This window comes from Polynucleobacter sp. AP-Nickl1-40-C4 (genome assembly GCF_035012665.1).
Lineage (GTDB): Bacteria > Pseudomonadota > Gammaproteobacteria > Burkholderiales > Burkholderiaceae > Polynucleobacter.
In genome coordinates, this window is sequence record NZ_JAYGQR010000004.1 from 65180 (window position 1) to 80140 (window position 14961).

Sequence of the window (14961 nt, forward strand, 5' to 3'; positions counted from 1 at the left end):
GGGCTATTTTATTTATTGAGGGATAAAATGATTTACATCTATACCAAGGTCAAACATCATGCAAAAAGTAGACATTCGTAGCCAATTACAAGATTCAAGCCTTTTTAAAGAAGAAGCTTTTATTGATGGCCAATGGATTAGCTCTAAAAATACCTTTGCCGTTTCTAATCCAGCCACCGATGAGATTATTGCTGCGGTAGCCAATCTAGAAACCAAAGATGCTGAGCTCGCTATCGCCGCAGCTGAAAAAGCACTGCCTGCATGGCGCAGCAAATTAGCCAAAGAACGCGCACATATTATGCGCAAGTGGTTTGACCTCATTATTGAAAATACACAAGATCTTGCAAAGCTCATGACGCTCGAGCAAGGAAAGCCTCTAGCTGAAGCTGCTGGTGAAGTTGTTTATGGCGCTTCATTTGTAGAGTGGTTTGCTGAAGAAGCGAAACGCGTAGAGGGTTCTATTCTGGGAACCACCTGGAGTGATAAGCGTCTCATGGTTCTCAAACAACCGATCGGTGTTTGCGTAGCCATCACTCCCTGGAACTTCCCGATTGCGATGATTACGCGCAAGATTGCACCTGCATTAGCAGCGGGCTGCACTATCCTCATCAAACCTGCTGAATTGACGCCGCTATCCGCTTTAGCTCTGGCTGAACTTGCCAAACGTGCTGGCATTCCGGATGGGGTGATTAATATTGTGACTGCCGATGCTAATCAATCGATTGTGATTGGCAAAACCCTTTGCTCCTCTCCTACAGTTCGTCATCTATCGTTCACAGGATCCACAGAAGTCGGCCGCATTTTGATGGAACAGTGTGCTCCAACTGTCAAAAAACTTGCTCTGGAGTTAGGTGGGCATGCACCGTTTATTGTCTTTGAAGATGCCGATATCGATGCCGCCGTCAGTGGTGCCATGGCTTCTAAATTTAGAAATTCTGGTCAGACCTGTGTTTGTGCAAATCGCTTTTATGTTCATAAAAAAGTACATGATCAGTTTGTTGAAAAGTTTGCTAAAGCACTAGCTGTTATTAAAGTCGGCAATGGGATGGAGACTGGTATTACTCAAGGCCCCCTGATTGAAACCGCCGCTCTTGAGAAAGTACAAAAGCATGTTGCTGATGCACTTAGCAAAGGTGCCAAGCTAGTTACTGGTGGCAAACAGTCCATTGAAGGCAAGAACTTTTATGAGCCGACCATTCTGGCCAATGTAAGTAGCCAAATGTTGATTACCTATGAAGAGACCTTTGGGCCGATAGCACCAATCATTCCTTTTGAAAGCGATGAAGAGGTCATCCAGTTAGCCAATAGCAGTCAGTTTGGTTTGGCATCGTATTTCTATAGCCGTGACATTGGCCGCGTCTGGAAAGTAGCTGAGGCCTTGGAGTACGGCATGGTGGGCGTTAATACTGGATTAATCTCTAACGAGGTAGCGCCCTTTGGTGGCATCAAGCAGTCAGGCCTAGGGCGTGAAGGTAGCGTCTACGGAATGGATGAATACCTCGAGATGAAATACGTCTGCGTAGGTTTGTAAATTTACTTTTATTTTTTCTTGTAGACCAGATCCCAAACACCGTGGCCTAGCTTGATGCCACGGTTTTCAAACTTCGTCACTGGGCGATAGTCTGGGCGCACGACATAACCCTGATGCTCGGCATTGAGCTGTTCTAGGGTAGGCTTAAATTCATTACAAACCTCACCAGGCTTAGCAATATCCTCAGCGGTGAAAGTTTCTACTTTCATCAATTCACTGGAAGTATTTTGCAAAGTAGTTTCGGCATTCAGAACCAAGAGCATTTGCTCGGCATAGTTATGCCAATCGGTAGCTAAATGTAAATAGCCACCCGGCTTTAATCTAGAGACTAAAAGTCTTACAAATTCAGACTGAATTAAACGACGCTTATGGTGACGCTTCTTATGCCAAGGATCTGCAAAGTAAATATGAATACCATCCAGCGATTCTGGCGCAAGCATATTCTCCAAAACTTCAACAGCATCATGGCGTATGAGCCTGAGATTAGTAAGATTGTTTTCGCCTATGAGCTTCAGCAAGGCGCCTACGCCAGGAGGATGAACCTCGATCGCCAAAAAGTCATCATCCGCTCTCAAGGCGGCAATCTTAGCGGTGGTCTCGCCCATACCAAAGCCAATCTCCAATATCTTTGGTTTAGTTGAGCCGTTAAATGCTTCAATTAAATTGAGATTAGATGCTTGATAAGGCAGTAAAAACTGGGGTCCCAATTCTTCAATTGCGCGCTGCTGACCAGCAGTAGTTCTTCCAGCCCTTAATACGAATGAGCGAATTCTATCCGTTCTCTTCATTTATCAAAGCCATTCGGCGTATTCCAGCCTGCTGAGCGATAGGCATAAACAACCTCAGCTAGAACAATGGATAAAGAGGTCATAAAAAAGATGAGGCCTAGTACAAATGTCCAAATGACATAGGCTGTCTGCAATGAACGCACCGCGCCCGCTTGAAAGAAAAATAATTCAAGAACCGTTAAGGAAATAAAAACACCGCTGAGAACATCAAAAAAGATAGCGGCGGTACAAAGTCGACCCCGGATTTGAGCTTCATCAGCCTCTTTATGCATGTGCTGCAGCATTGCCGCATCCGTTACCTCGCCCAGGTTAATGGAATGTCGAATCGCGCGCATACGATCGACTGAACGAGCTAAGCGTCCAGAAATCGCATTAATCAAAGTTGCTACGGCAGTTAACAAAAATACAGGGGCTAGTGCCAGCTGAATGTTATTGGTGATTGCGTCTATTGATACATCCATATTGAAATGCCTTAACTTTGATGAGGGGTATTGGTTAGATCAGTGAGACCAAGCGATCAATCCACTGTAAGCAGTCAATAACACTAACAAGCCAAAAGCGATTCGATACCAAGCAAATGGAATGAAATTATGGTGTGCTACATAATGAATTAACCAGCGAACGCAGATAAATGCAGAGAGAAAGGCGGCAATGAAACCAACAATAGTAGCTAGAGTAAATTCACCGGAGAAAGCTACTGGCGCCTTCCAAAGCTTGAGCAACTCATAAGCAGTAGCGCCACCAATCACTGGTATGGCCAAGAAGAATGAGAACTCAGTTGCAACAGCGCGAGGCAAACCAAATAACATGCCGCCAATAATAGTTGCGCCCGAGCGAGACGTTCCTGGAATCAAAGCCGCACATTGCGCTAAGCCGACTTTGAGTGCATCCAAGGGAGTAAGGTCATCCACTGATTTAATGTGACTAGATACATCAGTCCGAATTTGCTGACGACGTTCAGCCCAAAAAATAACTAAGGCCCCCACAATAAAAGCGCTTGCTACAGGAATCGGCGAAAACAACACTGCCTTAATATGCTTGCCAAATAAGAAGCCCAAGCCCATTGCAGGAATAGAAGCGATTAATAAGTTCAGTATAAAGCGACGGGCAATGGGGCTACCCGAGAACGAGGCGACAACTTTCATGAGTTTCTGGCGAAACTCCCAGCAAACCGCCAAAATAGCGCCAAACTGAATGATGACCTCAAAAGCCTTGCCTCGATCATCATTAAAGTTGAGCAAATCCCCAACCAAAATCAGGTGCCCAGTACTAGAGATCGGCAAAAACTCCGTTAGCCCCTCTACTACCCCCAGAATGACTGCTTTTAGTAACAAAATTAGATCCATAGTCCAAATTTTATAGGTATCTAGAGCTAACGCAGGGTATTTGACAAAATAGCGTCTAAATGAGCATTTTGAATAAATTAGCCTTAAACTGCATGGCACATTAAAAAGTATCCGAATTACATGACCCCAACCCGCTTTAGACTTTCTCGACTTACCGCCTTTGGTTTGATCCTCAGTCAAGCACTCGGTCTCGGCACCTGGTCATTCGACGCCCTTGCGCAAAGCCCTAGCGCGGCCCCTAGACCAGCCTTACCCACCCCAATGAGTGCATCGACCCTGATTGGCTTAGAGCAGCCACCACAGATAGCGCCACCACCTAATAAGACTGCATTACCTGATAGTGCAACCCCATCCTATCTTGGAAATAACAATTCAGGTAATAGCAATGCTCAATACAATGACCTCATTCAGCTTTATCAAGATGCCGCGTTTAGCGATCCAGTTTTAAACGCTGCGCGCTTTAACTATCAGGCGAGCAAAGAGCTCTTCTGGCAAGGCCTCTCTTTATTACTACCTCAAGCTAATGCAACACCTAGTGGTACGCGGTACTACCAGCATGGCGCTGGGTCTACAGTAGTCTCCACAGGCGCAGGCAACTCCCGTGTATTTGACCAGAAGAGCTACACTGTTACTCTCACCCAGCCTGTTTTTAACGTAGCTGCACTCGAGGCTTTTAAGCAAGGCGATCTGAATACCAAGATTGCTGATATGGATTTCTTTCAAGCTCAGCAAGATTTAATTCTGAGAGTTTCACAAGCTTACTTTGATGCGCTGACAAGCCAAGACAATGTGGCACTCTATCGCAACAAGAAAGACCTGATTAAGCAACAGTTAGATGTTGCTCAAGCCAAGTTTGATGCAGGCCTTGCAACCATTGTGGATGTCAATACAGCTCAAGCAAGCTTTGATCTCACCGTCTCACAGGAGATTGCCGCGCAAGCAGATTTAGTTGTAAAAAAAGGGGTTTTAGAGCAATTAGTTGGGCACCCAGTTGGCGCACTCAAGCCTTTAGTGAAAGCAGCCAAAATTGATGGTGTTCTGAAAGATCCCCGTAGCAAAAGTAAAGAAAATAAAAGCGCCACCCTTGTTGATAACGTCAATCCAGTACTGCCGCCTGGTCAAACTTTAGATGACTGGATTAATCAAACGGAAGCCGCAAACTTTAAAGTCTTAGCAAGTCAGCTTTCTGTTAGCTTGGCCGAAAGCACTTATCGCGCAGCCCAGGCTTTGAACTATCCCTCACTGAATTTAGTGGGCACTTCAGGCTACAACACTTCAAACGGCACACCGAATAGCTACACACCAGCTCAAACTAACGTCTATAACAATACTATTGCGTTACAAATGAGCATTCCATTGGTTTCTGGTGGCTTCAATAACTCTGTCATTAGACAGAATGCTGCACTAGTAGATACCGCTAAAGCCAACTATGACAATGCAAGACGTACTGCAGCACAAAATACGCGCGCAGCATTCACTGGCTTCTATGGTGGTCTGGCGAGCGTTAAAGCCTATGAAGCGGCAGAGAGGTCCTCAGAGTCTGCAGTGGAATCTAGTCGACTAGGCTTTCAAGTTGGGACTTTAATTAATATCGACGTATTAATTGCAGTCGATACCTTATTTACTACCCGTTCCCTGCTGCAGCAAGCGCGCTACAGCACAGTCTTAAATGCGCTCAAACTCAAAGCAAGTGCGTCTAGCCTATCTGATGAGGATTTGTTGGCGATTAATTCTTTGCTACGTTAAGTCTAGTCAACTCTTAGACAATAAGTTCAAAGAAGCAGCAATCACTTCGTCCACATTCGGTGGTGCTTGTATATCGCCCACGTTACGAATATTCTCAGACCAATAACCTTCGGTCTTCCATCTTGGTGAATCGCAATAAATTTCTACTGTTGGCTTGCCCAAAACAGCAGCTAAATGGGTCAAGCCGGTATCTACACCAACAGTGAGTGCGGCACCCGCAATGACTGAGAAAGCATCCTCAATTGAAAATGCAGGCGGGACGATCGCACCCGGTATTTGACCTGCAATTTGAACGCTGACACTTCTCTCAGCAGCATTTCCCCAAGGAAACACCACTTGGAAGCCCTTGCTGGATAACTCCTTACCCAGATTTACCCAATTTTCATTGGACCAGCGCTTGGCCTCTCTAGCTGTTGAATGAAAACATAGAACATAGGGAGACTTTAATTTCTCAAAGATGCTTAATGCACTCGTATTTAGGGAGTCAACATAAGTCTGTGGATAAAATTTTGGGGCGCTAGCACGATCAACCAAGGGCCAATCTAAAGCTGAGCACATGACCCAGCGGGAACGGTCTACCGCATGACACTGAGCGGGGACCTGAACCGATTGGTTGTAGAAAGAACGGGCTATTGGCTCGTAGCCAGAAAACTCAGTTGCATTGGCAAGCCCTGCAATCACAACATTTGGGGATTTGCTAGCCAAAGAACAAACAATGGCCGATTTAAGCAGTCCTTGGGTTTCAATAATGACGTCATAAGAAACTTCTTGCAGCGCTTTTTTGAAGCTAAACAATTGCTGCCATGTTGACGCCTTGAGAAGATTCCTTTTCCAGCGACGCAAGCCGAATGGAATGATGCGATCGATACCTCTAAATCCATCGCGACTTAAAAGTGGCTCGAGTAAATGAACATAGCCTTCCTCAACTACCCAGTCAATTTGGGCATGCGGTAGGCGTGCTCGTAAATCCCAAACAATCGGTAGGTTATGAAGGACATCTCCCAATGAGGAAAGCTTCACCAACAAAACCTTGGGATTAGACGAAGAAATTACTGCGGAGGTGGACGATACAGCGCTCATTTGAGCATTATCTTATCTTTTAAGAGCGTCTGATATCGAATTAGAATTTCGGAGCTGCGTCCCATGAATGACCAGCTGCATCTTTAGCATTCATATTGGGCTGAACGCCAGCAGGCAAAGGCCATTCAATAGCAACCGTTGGATCATTCCAGGCAAGACAGGCCTCACTTTGCGGGTGGTAGTAATCGGTGGTTTTATATAAAAATTCTGCCGTTTCTGAAAGCACTAAAAAGCCGTGTGCAAGTTTTGCTGGAATCCATAGCTGCTTATGATTCTGCGCGCTGAGCTCAACACCAACCCATTTTCCATAAGTTGGAGAATCTTTTCGGATATCTACTGCAACATCAAAGACGCTACCAGCGACGACTCGCACTAATTTACCCTGAGTCTGCTCTAGCTGATAGTGCAAACCACGCAAAGTCCATTGACGAGAAAAGGAATGGTTGTCCTGAACAAATTCAATATCAAGTCCGGTTGCTTTAGCAAAGTCTTCTGCATTAAACGATTCAGTAAACCAACCGCGCTCGTCACCAAATACTTTTGGCTCTACAATGAAAACATCATGAATGGCAGTGGGCGTTATTTGTAACTTAGAAGGGGCACTCATTTGCTAGTCTTCTTGGCAGATAGAGAGATAGGTTGTGCAGAAGTATTGAGCTCATTCAAAATCTTGCCGAGGTACTGACCATAGCTATTTTTACTTAGCTGTGCTGCCACTTTCTGAACCGCTTCGGCAGTGATCCAACCTTGACGATAGGCAATCTCTTCAGGACAGGCAACCATCAAACCTTGACGCTTTTGCAAAGTCGCAATAAAGCCAGCTGCATCCAATAATGAATCGTGAGTGCCCGTATCCAGCCAGGCAAAGCCACGGCCCATGATTTCTACGCTTAATTCATTCTTTTCCAGGTAAACACGATTTACGTCAGTAATCTCAAGCTCACCACGAGCGCTAGGCTTAATCGAGGCCGCAATGTCGCACACTTGATTGTCATAAAAATACAAACCAGTAACTGCGTAACTACTTCTTGGCTTTAGAGGCTTCTCTTCAATCGATAGTGCTTTGTAATCTTTATCAAACTCAACCACACCATAGCGCTCAGGATCATTCACGTGATATGCAAACACTATTGCGCCAGTACTGCGATCGTTTGCACTATCCAATTGATCTACCAATTCATGACCATAAAAAATATTGTCGCCAAGAACTAAGGCACTAGGATTATTTCCTACGAAATTCTTACCTAACGTAAATGCTTGTGCCAAACCATCTGGTGAAGGCTGCACACAATATTCAATATTGAGACCCCACTGTGAACCATCGCCCAATAATTCGGAGAAGCGAGGAGTATCGTGTGGCGTAGAAATGAGAAGAATGTCTCGAATACCAGCCAACATTAAAGTGCTTAAAGGGTAATAAACCATCGGCTTGTCATAAACCGGCATTAGTTGCTTAGAGACAGCCTGAGTAACTGGGTACAGACGAGTTCCAGACCCGCCAGCCAAAATAATGCCCTTACGATTTACACTCATGCAAATTACCCCTATTTAGTACCTCAGGCAGCAAGAGGGGTTTTTTAGATCAAACCGTCCGCAGCAAGCTTGGATACGTATTCTTGAACCATGCCATCCCAAACTGGGAAATTTGGCACATTTTGAAGTTCATTATAAGAGTTTGAAGCTTTCAAAAGACCGCCTTCTAGGGCGCGACGCAATTTAGTGCTATCCATACGGGAATTCATTGGTCGTGGGGCTGGCAAGGGGTATTCGGTAGCCGGAATGGGCTTAATAGCCTCAGGCCTTGCTTTCAGTGTGATTCCCGCATCAAGGGCAGCCTGAATCGCCAAACAGGCCAATCCATGCCAAGTCGTTTCCCCCGCAGGAACAGCGTGATAAATACCTGATGCAAAATGCCTGATCTTGAAGTGCTCATCAAGAGCCAGGCTAAGACTTACTTTTGCGAGCCAATTTGCGCTGGTTGGAACACCATGCTGATCATGAATGACTTTGAGCTCTTCACGATCCTTTGCTAAACGCAACATTGTTCTGATGAAATTTCCGCCATCGCCATAAACCCAGCTTGTTCTGAAAATTGCAAACTGCCCTAGTGCTGAATTTGCAAAAGCCCTTTCTATAGCAAGCTCGCCAGCTGCTTTACTTTTTCCGTAAATACCTAAGGGATTGCGTTCATCATCCTCTGCGTACCAGCCATCTTTATTGCCATCAAAAACATAATCAGTGGAATAGTGCAAAAAAGTGGCGCCATGTTGAGAAGCATATTGCGCCATGGATTCTGGCGCTCGCGCATTAATGGCGTATGCCATATCAATCTCAGTCTCAGCTTTATCAACGGCCGTATAAGCAGAAGCATTGATGATGAGGCTTGGCTTTTCTACAGCAAGCAAAGCATTAAGAGCCTCGCCGTTACTGAGATCGCATTCAGTACGACCAACATACTGAATATTCACTTCATCCGGAAGTGCTACAGCATCAAAAAGCACTCGGAAGGCTTTACCTAGTTGACCATCCTTACCAAATACCAGAATATTCATTGGAAACTTAGTTGTATTGCTTTTGGACCCAGTCGCGATAAGAGCCACTTACTACGCCCTCAATCCAAACTGGATTATCCAAATACCACTGAACGGTTTTACGAATACCGGTATCAAAGGTTTCTGCAGGGCGCCAGCCAAGCTCACGCTCCACCTTGCTAGCATCAATCGCATAACGGCGATCATGGCCAGGGCGATCTTTTACAAAAGTAATTTGCTCTGCATATGGCTTGCCGTCAGCACGTGGCTTGAGCTCATCCAAAATACGACAAATCGTTTTCACAACATCGATATTGGCTTTTTCATTCCAGCCGCCAATGTTATAGGTCTCGCCCAATTTACCTTTAGCCAATACTTCACGAATTGCCGAACAGTGATCGCCAACGTATAGCCAATCTCGAATTTGTTGGCCATCGCCATAAATGGGCAAAGGCTTGCTATTAAGTGCATTCAATATCACTAAGGGAATCAACTTCTCTGGGAAGTGATAAGGGCCATAGTTATTGGAGCAATTGGTAGTGACTACTGGGAACCCATAGGTATGGAACCAAGCCCGTACCAAATGATCTGAAGCTGCTTTGGACGCTGAATAAGGACTGTTTGGCTCGTAAGGATTAGTTTCCGTGAAAGCAGCATCAGTCAACGATAAAGAGCCATACACTTCATCGGTGGATACATGATGAAAGCGGAATCCCTCTTTCTCTTTTCCTTCAAGAGAATTCCAATACTCGCGTGCGCACTCTAATAAATTAAATGTACCGACAATATTCGTGGTTACAAATTCAGCCGGCCCATGAATTGAGCGATCCACATGGCTCTCGGCAGCAAAGTTGACGATGGCGCGTGGCTTATGTTCTTTCAGCAACTTAGCAACCAACTCTTTATCACCAATATCGCCATGAACAAAGACATGGCGTGGATCATTTTTTAAAGAGTCAAGTGTGGCCAAGTTGCCGGCATACGTTAATTTATCTAAATTAATAATGCCTTCATTACCTGGAACTTTCAGCCAATCCAAGACAAAATTGCCACCAATAAAACCTGCGCCGCCTGTTACCAAAATCATTTGATTGCCTCTAATTTAAGGGGTATGCATCAATTGTAGATACTTGTTAAAGCGTTTCTTACCAAATATCAAAATGCCTAATTTTTTAATGAGCTTTACTGCGCCCCTAGGCTTAGGAAGCACTACAGGCTCATCAGATCCAGATGCCTTATTACAGTTAATCAAAGCAGGATTAATAAAGATCCGGAAACCCTTTTGTCGCAACTCCCGATGAAACGGAGTATGGTCAGCAACATCTATGCCTCCAGCCTCTGAATCGGTGCCGGCATATCTACCCGCCAGAAATGCTTCGCGCTTATAGATTCCCAGACCACCAAATGCAGAATCCACTTCAATGAGGTCTGCGCGAGGATCAATCACCACTTGCTTGCAACCAAGCGCAATCTCAGTGGCTGCCTTGTCGCCCAGGATGACTTCTAAGCGATGCTTTTGCTCCCAGCAATCCATGGGGTTCCAATGGGGATGGCTTAAAGCCCAAATATCATAGTAACCACCAAGCTGGTTGGCCGTAATAACATCCCACGGTTCATCCACCTCCCAGCATTGAGTAATTTTTTCTTGAGTAACTAGACCGTTCATACCATCCAAATCGGCCATCGCGACGTAATCTATATTTTGGTATTTTGGATCACTCGCTACTGCATCAATAATTAAATTTCTAGCGTATGCAATCCGATCCGTTCTTTTTGGAAGTTTTTTGCTGAGTTGACAAGCGGTGATGAATGAGAAATTCTTGAATTTCTTAGACATCTCCTCCAGTCTTTGCAGGGTATCGTCACTAGAATCACTCTCAACAATAAAACAATAGACTGCTTTAAATTGACCAAGGCTCGTCAGAACCTTTTCAATATCATTAGCAATATGGTTAGAGGCATTTCTGACGGGGCCAGCCAACAATATCTCCGATTCAGCGATAGGCTTCCTAGATCGTGAGCTTAAGTTTATTAAAGTCATAACGAATTATTGCACGGCTACTAGCGCTTAAGACCAGCCACAATGCAGTTAGCAAAGCTCTCAGAGGTATACGAGGTAAAGCCTGAGCCCTTCAAGAACTGAATAGCAGCCTCTTGATAAGAGGCAAAGGTTTGCGCAGTCATAGTGCTAATAAATTGATTTAGCTCACTGTAATCAGCGAATTTTCGGAAATCAATAAAACAGTCAGATGGAATCGCATGAGCTACATTAGCTTCTCCCCAATAAATAGGAATGCAGCCAGCAAATAAACAGTCAAAGATCTTTTCGGTTAAATAACCCGGAATATCTCTCGCATTCTCAAAACAAATGCAAAACTTGGTTTTACTCAAAACTTCATGCTTAGTTGTTGCGGGCCCTTGGTAACTAGGAAAGACTGGCTTTGAGGTAATCCATGGATAAATTTTTTCCATGCGGTAACGCAGCTTGCCTAATTTACCCAATCGCTTTTGTGGCACCTTCCAACCATTACCATAAAGTTTCAATTCTCCTGGCACGTGCTTTTCAAACCAACGAACTGCTCGCACTCTTTCTGAATAGAGCTCTCGGTCATCATGCGCATTAGCATGCCGGTTGCTGCCAATCAAACAGACCAAATCTGGTCGCTGAGCAAATGGCAAGCTGACAAAGTCTTGTCCGCACTCTGACGGGATGGGATTGGGGTGGAATATTTCAATGAAGCGTTCGGCAGAAATAGTTCTTCCTTGATCATCCGAAAAGCCTTTTTCAAGTAAATCCTTATTCCAAGTAAAAATGCCATCGAAATGATTGAGATATTGATATTCAGCATTTCTGGGGACGGTCAGCGGTGTCTCATACAGAATTAAATAATTTTTCTTAATGGATGGGGAAACAAAGTCGATAGACTCAACATAGAGTCCGAAATCTGGACTTACACCATTCTTCTCATTGACGTCTGCAGTATGTAACTCGACATCTTGACTCAGTGCCACTTCCTGCAAAACACGCATTGGCTCGAGACAATTGTCTCGATTACGTAGGCTTTGAGGGTTGAAAATGTCATCTTCCCCGTTTTCCCAACCGTAAATACTGCCAATAAGCATAAAAGACCTATTTATATGGAATATATAAAGAATGGAGGCTCTACGTTTTTAGCAAATGCACCAAAAGCCCCATCTAATGTTTTAATTATAAAGTTATGAATATCATCGCACAGCTACAGGGTGGACTTGGCAATCAACTCTTTCAATATGCCACCGGAAGGGCCCTTGCCCTGCAAAAACAAGTTCCATTGCTGCTTGACCATAGCTGGTATACCCAAACCTATGATGATGTGACTCCTCGAGAGCTAATGCTGAGTGAATTAAATACCAAAGGTTCATTAATTTCCTTTCAGCCAAAGATTAAGCGCCCCAAACGCATACAACGCATTGCGCAAAAATTCTGGCCAATCACTCCGTTTATCTTTACAGAGCAAGCTCCTTATCGATTTGATCCTCGACTAAGTAAGTCACCTGCTTTTAAACAGCAGAACCTCTATCTCATGGGCTATTGGCAGTCTTATAAATACTTTGAGAGTATTAAGTCGATTCTTCAAAGTGAAATTAGTCCAAAAAAGTCTCTCGACAGCCATTACCAAAACTATCTTCAGCAAATTCAAGCGACTAATTCAGCCATGGTGCACGTGCGCCGCGGTGATTATGTGAATCTAGCTAGCGCTGCAAAAGTACATGGCTTCGTTGGCCTTGATTACTATCATACGGGCATGAAGCTATTGCTGGAGCAAAGTCCAGAAACCCATTTTTTTGTTTTCTCAGATGACATTACATGGGCAAAAGAAAATCTTCCATACCCAGAAAGAGCTACGTTTGTGCAGTCACTCAAGAGCAGTGATGCTGTTATTCAAGAACTTGAACTCATGACTCATTGCCAGAATCATTTGATTGCCAATAGCTCTCTCAGTTGGTGGGCGGCATGGCTTAGCAAGAATCCAAACGGCACCATTTACTGTCCAAAAAAATGGATGAATGACACCAGCCTGGATTTGAATGATCTGCTCCCCACTGATTGGAAGCGTATTTAATTGGCCTAAGCTAGTCGCCCATAGAGGCTAGCAACAGTAGAAACCATAAGGCGCTCCAACCTGGTAAATGGCGTCAAAATGCCATTACCCCGGAATTGAAAGCGTGCATAGATCTCATAGTTCGCCATCATTGAAATGCCGCGAATATGTTGATTCAGCATTTTGATCATCGGCATTGCATAACGCAGCCTGTCCATAAATGACATTGGACGGGGGCAATAAGCAGATCCTATATTCATGCCTTCTAAATAATGCAATTGCATTTTTTTAAAGACTTCTCGAGCAGGTTCACCCTGCACTACGCTGATCTGATTCTCATGCAAGCGGTAAGTCAGCAATCTACTTTTAAGATTAGTAAAGCGCCAGCCTTTTAATGCGGCCTCAACAAAAAATGCATAGTCTTCAGCATGCTTATGCTGCTGCAAGTAAGGCAATTCCTTAAAAATTTCTGCCTTACCCATTACCGTAGGATTGCAAAATGGACTGCCAATAGTCAGTAAAGCTTTTAGATCCGCATTGGAGTATTTTTGTTTGGATTTTTTTCTAACGCCAGATTGCTCATTGATTGTCCAATATGCTGAGCCACACATATCACATTGATCACCCTCTAAATAGGCCACCTGCTCCTCAAGCCTAGTGGGCTCTGCAATATCATCACAATCTAATAAAGCGATGTACTTGCCCTGAGCCTTTTTTGCTATCGCGTTTCTGGCAACAATGAGTCCCTGGTTTTGGTCGGCAAGAATAGTTTTAATGCGGGGATCAGAGAAGCTCTGAATAATTTCTCGAGTCTGGTCGCTTGAACCGTCATCGTAAATAATCAACTCAAAATTTTGGTAGGTTTGATCAAGCACGCTCTGAATAGATGCTGCAATGTACTTTGCCGCATTAAACGCTGGCATGGAAATGCTAACTAGTGGGTGTGCGGCCATAAGCTATAGATAGCTTTGTAAATATCGCCCAAAACGCTTAAGGCGCTTCAATAAGCGAGAAGAAAGTGATTTTTGTGAGGCGCCGAAATTCAACTCAGATTCCCAGGCGGACTGATAAATAATCCCCATGTAATGCTTTGCAACCTTAGCTTCGGTTTCACCTAGGCGCCTCATTAAGAAATACTGCCAATCGTAGTGATAGATCCGAAACAAGGGCTCAATCGCAATCAGCGGAATAGCGTGGAACTTTAGGAGGGTTTCTCCATAAATCAAAGTCTCAGGATGTTCCGGGGTGATCAAATCCCAAATGCTCATACCCTGAGGTTGCAGAAATTGTGTATCCAATGATTGCCATACCTTGGCAGACCAAATAAACGGGGCTGGCGCGCAATAAAAATTAGGCCCTACACGGCCAAATAATTTTTGCACGCGGTCCGCTTCAGCTCTAAGATCTCTCTCCACTTTATCTTGACCACGATTGGACGCAATCTGAAAAAGCTCTTTGTTCTGATGCAGGACCGTGTAAGGCACGCCATCTACAGATAAGAAATCAGATTGATGAAAATCTCGAATAAATAAACTATCGGAATCTAGGCATAAATAGTTTTCAGATAAGCCTAAGCGCCAAAACTCAGATTTCACAATCTGCTGTGACAAGCCGCCCGGCATAGCCCGATACTTTTCAAAACTAGCCTTAGGATTAGCAGTCACAATATCTTCATCAGCCACCCAGGTATAACCCTCTTGCCCCAAAACTTCTATGAGAAGTGCTTGATCTGTTTTTGGAGTAGAAATATAAAAAGGAAGGCGATCAACATTGAACTTATTGATAGAGTCCAACAGGCGTTTTAGACGCAGAAGATCCCTTGAATAGGATTTGCAGTAAAGAACAAAATCTTTCAAA

Annotated in this window: 15 protein-coding genes; 3 read left to right on the forward strand and 12 right to left on the reverse strand. The window is 44.3% G+C overall.

Translation table 11 applies throughout. The features are described 5' to 3' along the window. Nucleotides 1-58: 58 nt before the first annotated feature. Complete coding sequence (locus tag VC182_RS06020; protein WP_323484822.1) at nt 59-1531, forward strand: NAD-dependent succinate-semialdehyde dehydrogenase; 1473 nt, start codon at nt 59-61, stop codon at nt 1529-1531. Nucleotides 1532-1539: 8 nt separating this feature from the next. Here the strand turns inward: VC182_RS06020 and trmB are convergent, their stop codons facing one another. The 3 genes from trmB to VC182_RS06035 are packed head-to-tail and all read right to left on the reverse strand — an operon-like array spanning nt 1540 to nt 3665. Next, on the reverse strand, nt 1540-2319 hold the full coding sequence (gene trmB, locus VC182_RS06025; RefSeq protein ID WP_323484823.1) for a tRNA (guanosine(46)-N7)-methyltransferase TrmB: 780 nt from the start codon (nt 2317-2319) through the stop codon (nt 1540-1542). Further along, a complete protein-coding gene (locus VC182_RS06030; protein ID WP_072583314.1) occupies nt 2316-2780 on the reverse strand; it encodes a DUF2721 domain-containing protein in 465 nt (154 codons plus the stop codon). Before VC182_RS06030 ends, trmB begins: the two co-directional genes overlap by 4 nt. 39 nt (nt 2781-2819) lie before the next feature. Next, the gene (locus VC182_RS06035) at nt 2820-3665 is read right to left on the reverse strand and encodes an undecaprenyl-diphosphate phosphatase (protein ID WP_323484824.1); all 846 of its coding nucleotides are present in this window, start codon (nt 3663-3665) and stop codon (nt 2820-2822) included. 120 nt (nt 3666-3785) lie between these two features. On the opposite strand from VC182_RS06035, the gene VC182_RS06040 reads away from it, so the two are divergent. After that, nucleotides 3786-5411: a TolC family protein gene (locus VC182_RS06040; protein WP_323484825.1), complete on the forward strand. Its 1626-nt coding sequence runs from the start codon at nt 3786-3788 to the stop codon at nt 5409-5411. A 6-nt stretch (nt 5412-5417) separates the two neighbouring features. Here the strand turns inward: VC182_RS06040 and waaC are convergent, their stop codons facing one another. From waaC to VC182_RS06075, 7 genes are read right to left on the reverse strand one after another with little or no spacing between them, the layout of a single operon-like run. Continuing rightward, nucleotides 5418-6491: a lipopolysaccharide heptosyltransferase I gene (gene waaC, locus VC182_RS06045; RefSeq protein WP_072583317.1), complete on the reverse strand. Its 1074-nt coding sequence runs from the start codon at nt 6489-6491 to the stop codon at nt 5418-5420. A 40-nt stretch (nt 6492-6531) separates the two neighbouring features. After that, a complete protein-coding gene (rfbC, locus tag VC182_RS06050) occupies nt 6532-7098 on the reverse strand; it encodes a dTDP-4-dehydrorhamnose 3,5-epimerase (RefSeq protein ID WP_323484826.1) in 567 nt (188 codons plus the stop codon). Further along, nucleotides 7095-8024, reverse strand: a complete 930-nt coding sequence (rfbA, locus tag VC182_RS06055; RefSeq protein ID WP_323484827.1) for a glucose-1-phosphate thymidylyltransferase RfbA — start codon at nt 8022-8024, stop codon at nt 7095-7097. The genes rfbC and rfbA overlap by 4 nt, the downstream gene beginning before the upstream one ends. A gap of 44 nt (nt 8025-8068) precedes the next feature. Then, on the reverse strand, nt 8069-9091 hold the full coding sequence (gene rfbD / locus VC182_RS06060) for a dTDP-4-dehydrorhamnose reductase (RefSeq protein WP_323484828.1): 1023 nt from the start codon (nt 9089-9091) through the stop codon (nt 8069-8071). Then, nucleotides 9051-10109 carry a dTDP-glucose 4,6-dehydratase gene (gene rfbB / locus VC182_RS06065; protein WP_216121618.1) on the reverse strand — a complete coding sequence of 353 codons (1059 nt, stop codon included), beginning with the start codon at nt 10107-10109 and terminating at the stop codon, nt 9051-9053. Before rfbB ends, rfbD begins: the two co-directional genes overlap by 41 nt. Before the next feature lie 15 nt (nt 10110-10124). Further along, nucleotides 10125-11063: a hypothetical protein gene (locus VC182_RS06070; RefSeq protein WP_323484829.1), complete on the reverse strand. Its 939-nt coding sequence runs from the start codon at nt 11061-11063 to the stop codon at nt 10125-10127. 20 nt (nt 11064-11083) lie between these two features. Beyond that, a complete protein-coding gene (locus VC182_RS06075; RefSeq protein WP_323484830.1) occupies nt 11084-12052 on the reverse strand; it encodes a glycosyltransferase family 10 domain-containing protein in 969 nt (322 codons plus the stop codon). 188 nt (nt 12053-12240) lie between these two features. Between VC182_RS06075 and VC182_RS06080 the strand changes: the two genes are divergently transcribed. After that, nucleotides 12241-13125 (forward strand): alpha-1,2-fucosyltransferase, encoded by an 885-nt coding sequence (locus VC182_RS06080; protein WP_323484831.1) that lies wholly within the window; start codon nt 12241-12243, stop codon nt 13123-13125. A gap of 5 nt (nt 13126-13130) precedes the next feature. Here the strand turns inward: VC182_RS06080 and VC182_RS06085 are convergent, their stop codons facing one another. Beyond that, nucleotides 13131-14027 (reverse strand): glycosyltransferase family 2 protein, encoded by an 897-nt coding sequence (locus VC182_RS06085; RefSeq protein ID WP_323484832.1) that lies wholly within the window; start codon nt 14025-14027, stop codon nt 13131-13133. A 33-nt stretch (nt 14028-14060) separates the two neighbouring features. Next, on the reverse strand, nt 14061-14960 hold the full coding sequence (locus VC182_RS06090; protein WP_323484833.1) for a DUF6492 family protein: 900 nt from the start codon (nt 14958-14960) through the stop codon (nt 14061-14063). Between the last annotated feature and the right edge of the window lies 1 nt (nt 14961).

What these genes read in the sequence shown, in the direction of transcription:
- VC182_RS06020 (WP_323484822.1), top strand. Translation starts at nt 59, where the DNA reads ATGCAAAAAGTAGACATTCGTAGCCAATTACAAGATTCAAGCCTTTTT.
- trmB (WP_323484823.1), bottom strand. Translation starts at nt 2,319, where the DNA reads ATGAAGAGAACGGATAGAATTCGCTCATTCGTATTAAGGGCTGGAAGA.
- VC182_RS06030 (WP_072583314.1), bottom strand. Translation starts at nt 2,780, where the DNA reads ATGGATGTATCAATAGACGCAATCACCAATAACATTCAGCTGGCACTA.
- VC182_RS06035 (WP_323484824.1), bottom strand. Translation starts at nt 3,665, where the DNA reads ATGGATCTAATTTTGTTACTAAAAGCAGTCATTCTGGGGGTAGTAGAG.
- VC182_RS06040 (WP_323484825.1), top strand. Translation starts at nt 3,786, where the DNA reads ATGACCCCAACCCGCTTTAGACTTTCTCGACTTACCGCCTTTGGTTTG.
- waaC (WP_072583317.1), bottom strand. Translation starts at nt 6,491, where the DNA reads ATGAGCGCTGTATCGTCCACCTCCGCAGTAATTTCTTCGTCTAATCCC.
- rfbC (WP_323484826.1), bottom strand. Translation starts at nt 7,098, where the DNA reads ATGAGTGCCCCTTCTAAGTTACAAATAACGCCCACTGCCATTCATGAT.
- rfbA (WP_323484827.1), bottom strand. Translation starts at nt 8,024, where the DNA reads ATGAGTGTAAATCGTAAGGGCATTATTTTGGCTGGCGGGTCTGGAACT.
- rfbB (WP_216121618.1), bottom strand. Translation starts at nt 10,109, where the DNA reads ATGATTTTGGTAACAGGCGGCGCAGGTTTTATTGGTGGCAATTTTGTC.
- VC182_RS06070 (WP_323484829.1), bottom strand. Translation starts at nt 11,063, where the DNA reads ATGACTTTAATAAACTTAAGCTCACGATCTAGGAAGCCTATCGCTGAA.
- VC182_RS06075 (WP_323484830.1), bottom strand. Translation starts at nt 12,052, where the DNA reads ATGCGTGTTTTGCAGGAAGTGGCACTGAGTCAAGATGTCGAGTTACAT.
- VC182_RS06080 (WP_323484831.1), top strand. Translation starts at nt 12,241, where the DNA reads ATGAATATCATCGCACAGCTACAGGGTGGACTTGGCAATCAACTCTTT.
- VC182_RS06085 (WP_323484832.1), bottom strand. Translation starts at nt 14,027, where the DNA reads ATGCCAGCGTTTAATGCGGCAAAGTACATTGCAGCATCTATTCAGAGC.